This window comes from Marivita sp., assembly GCF_051251565.1.
Taxonomy (GTDB): domain Bacteria; phylum Pseudomonadota; class Alphaproteobacteria; order Rhodobacterales; family Rhodobacteraceae; genus Marivita.
Genome location: NZ_JBPOFB010000054.1, coordinates 1 through 2,746 on the forward strand (window position 1 = coordinate 1; position 2,746 = coordinate 2,746).

Sequence of the window (2,746 nt, forward strand, 5' to 3'; positions counted from 1 at the left end):
GCCCTGGCCCGCACCTCTACCGCGCGGTCGATCCTTCGCGCGATCAGTCTTACTTTCTGTACGCAACCACGCGCGAACAGCTGGATTACATCCGCTTTCCTTTAGGTGGCTTGCCAAAAACAAAGGTGCGCGAGCTGGCCGAGGCAGCAGGCCTGCGCAATGCGGCCAAGCCTGACAGTCAGGACATCTGCTTTGTGCCCGACGGCAATTACGCCAAGATCGTCACCAAAATGCGCCCCGAAGGCGGAGTGCCGGGCGCAATCGTCCACGCCGCAACCGGTGAGACTTTGGGCGAGCACAAGGGCATCGTCCACTTTACTGTCGGCCAGCGCAAAGGATTGGACATCGGCGGTCAGCCCGAACCACTTTACGTAATCGCGCTGGACGCGGACACACGCGAAGTCCGCGTCGGGCCAAAGCGGATGCTGGCGGTGGAAAGTGTAACTGTGATTGAGACCAACCGGATTGGCGATCTGGCGGCAAACGAAAAGCTGACCGCAAAGGTTCGCAGTCTCGCCAAGCCGGTGCCAATTACACTCGATGGACCGTTCGGAGACGGCGCGCAGGTCAATATGCGTTTCGAAAGCCCCGAATTCGGCGTCGCGCCGGGCCAAGCTGCGGTGATCTATGCCGGAGAGCGCGTGGTTGGCGGCGGCTGGATCGATTCGACTGTGTCCGTCGCCGAATAGTCGCTGAGCGACTAACCCTCCCACTCCTCCATGACGCAACCATAGCCTTCGCGGTACGTCGCGGTGTTGGTGGTGACCAGTGGGAAAGTTGCGGTGACACTGCGCGCTTCGGGATCATCGCTGAGCGACACCAATTCCATTCCGGCAAGCATATCCTTTTCGCAATCCTCAAGACTGCGGCCCGCAACAAACCGGCATGAGCACGCCACGCGCGCGGCATAGGACGTGCCGACATCGGCGTAACCTTGGATTGGCGCACGGTTATACCACACGGCTGCTGCGGCCGCAGCCAGCGCAATCACAAGGATCCCAAGCGCGATCCGCGACGTGGATGAGCGTTTCGCTTCAGATTTTACCATTGCCGAGGTTTTACCATTGCTTTGTCAGAACCCTTGTAGAATTGAGAGCGTGATGACGCACCGTTTCCGCACCCATATCGCCGCTGCCGCGCTCCTGCCAGCCCTTGCCGCAATCAGCGCTTCATGCGCAGAGCCGCCGCCCGCTGAGCCCGCGCCGCTCTCGCAGGCCGCTTTGGATGCTGTGTCAGAGGATGCGGGCGCTCCTAAGGATCAGCTCGCACGGCAGGTTGATGAACTTTTCACAGCAGAAGGTGTGGGGGAAACCCGCGCAGTGGTCGTGCTCCACGATGGCAAGGTCGCGGCTGAGCGTTACGGCGCGGGTTACGATGCCGATACGCGCCACGTTAGCTGGTCAATGGCGAAGACGGTTACCGCCGTGCTGATCGGGATGCTGGTAGCTGACGGTTTGTTGAGCGTGGATCAGCCTGCACCTATTCCAATGTGGCAGCGCACTGGCGACCCGCGTTCGGGCATCACAATCCGCCACTTGCTGCAAATGCGCTCGGGCCTGCGGCATACCGAAGCAGGCGATCCGCCCTATGATTCGTCCGAAGTGCGCATGCTGTTCCTCGATGGCCGTGATGATATGGCGAAATGGGCAAGGGAGCAGCCGCCAGAGGCTGAACCGGGCGAACGGTTTGAGTATTCCTCCAACACCACAGTCATCCTCGCCGATATCGCCGCACGGACTTTAACCGATAGCAATGATCCTGAAACGCGCCGGGCAGCGGTTGCGGGGTATTTGGAAGAACGGCTGTTTGGGCCGCTTGGTATGACGTCAATGGTGCCTGAATACGATGCATCGGGCACAATGGTCGGCGGCAGCTTGATGCATGCCACTGCACTTGACTGGGCGAAATTTGGCGAGTTTATGCGCAATAAGGGTCAGGCACCGGGCGGCGAGCAGTTGGTGCCTAGCCGCTGGATCGAGGCGATGACGACCCCCAGCCCCACTGCGAATCAATATGGGTTCCAAACGTGGCTCAACCGGCCCGAACCCGATCTCGAACGCGGTCACCCACTATTCCCCGATCGCGCGCCAGCCAGCCTGTTCGCGCTGATTGGGCATATGGGACAATATGTGTTCGTCTCGCCTGATCAGAATGTGACCATGGTCCGCCTTGGCCATTCAACCAGCGAAGAGCGACCACCCATGCTGCAAGAAGCAGCAGATGTGATTGCGCTTTATCCGGTGAGGTGATCGAGCAAGGGCAGCCCCGGCGCAAATCAGAGGTAAAACACACCCTCAACCACGGTAACACAAGGCCCGCCCAACCATGCGCGGTCGTCATCCAGCCGCAACGTCAGATCACCGCCGCGCTCGCTCGCTTGGTGCGCGCTTAGGTTGTTGCGGCCAAGCCGATTGACCCAGAACGGCGTCAAAAGCGAGTGAGCTGAACCCGTCACGCTGTCTTCGTCCACCCCGCCGCCGGGTACGAAGACGCGGCTGACGCAGTCGTAATTGTCACCCGGTGCGGTGGCGATGAATTGGTCGTTGCCCATTTCTCCGAGAGCGCGGATCTGCGGTGTGAGGGCGCGCACTTCCGCCTCGGTTTCGTAAAGGAAAATGTGGTAGCGTATGTCCTTGCCTTGAGGCCGATAGATCGCGACCGGATTTCCGCCCATCAGCGGTGCCGCCTCGTCACTGGTTCCCGGTGCCGTTATCGTCGCAGGTAGGCCGACTTCAGAGCCATCGCC

4 protein-coding genes are annotated in these 2,746 nt (G+C 60.5%); 2 read left to right on the forward strand and 2 right to left on the reverse strand.

The window, feature by feature from the left end; genetic code table 11:
• A partial coding sequence (locus ACSHXH_RS19185; protein ID WP_435673405.1) for a tRNA methyl transferase PRC-barrel domain-containing protein occupies positions 1-689 on the forward strand: 689 nt, incomplete at its 5' end.
• An 11-nt stretch (positions 690-700) separates the two neighbouring features.
• On the opposite strand, the gene ACSHXH_RS19190 is transcribed toward ACSHXH_RS19185, so the two are convergent.
• Positions 701-1,048, reverse strand: coding sequence for a hypothetical protein (locus ACSHXH_RS19190; RefSeq protein ID WP_435673406.1), 348 nt, complete (start codon positions 1,046-1,048; stop codon positions 701-703).
• A gap of 52 nt (positions 1,049-1,100) precedes the next feature.
• On the opposite strand from ACSHXH_RS19190, the gene ACSHXH_RS19195 reads away from it, so the two are divergent.
• Positions 1,101-2,249 carry a serine hydrolase domain-containing protein gene (locus tag ACSHXH_RS19195; protein ID WP_435673407.1) on the forward strand — a complete coding sequence of 383 codons (1,149 nt, stop codon included), beginning with the start codon at positions 1,101-1,103 and terminating at the stop codon, positions 2,247-2,249.
• Between the two features lie 26 nt (positions 2,250-2,275).
• Here the strand turns inward: ACSHXH_RS19195 and ACSHXH_RS19200 are convergent.
• Positions 2,276-2,746, reverse strand: a 471-nt coding sequence (locus tag ACSHXH_RS19200) for a PhzF family phenazine biosynthesis protein (RefSeq protein ID WP_435673408.1), incomplete at its 5' end; no start/stop codon positions are given.

Bases quoted from the DNA above. Each gene is read 5' to 3' on its own strand.
- ACSHXH_RS19190 (WP_435673406.1), bottom strand. From the start codon at position 1,048: ATGGTAAAATCTGAAGCGAAACGCTCATCCACGTCGCGGATCGCGCTT.
- ACSHXH_RS19195 (WP_435673407.1), top strand. From the start codon at position 1,101: ATGACGCACCGTTTCCGCACCCATATCGCCGCTGCCGCGCTCCTGCCA.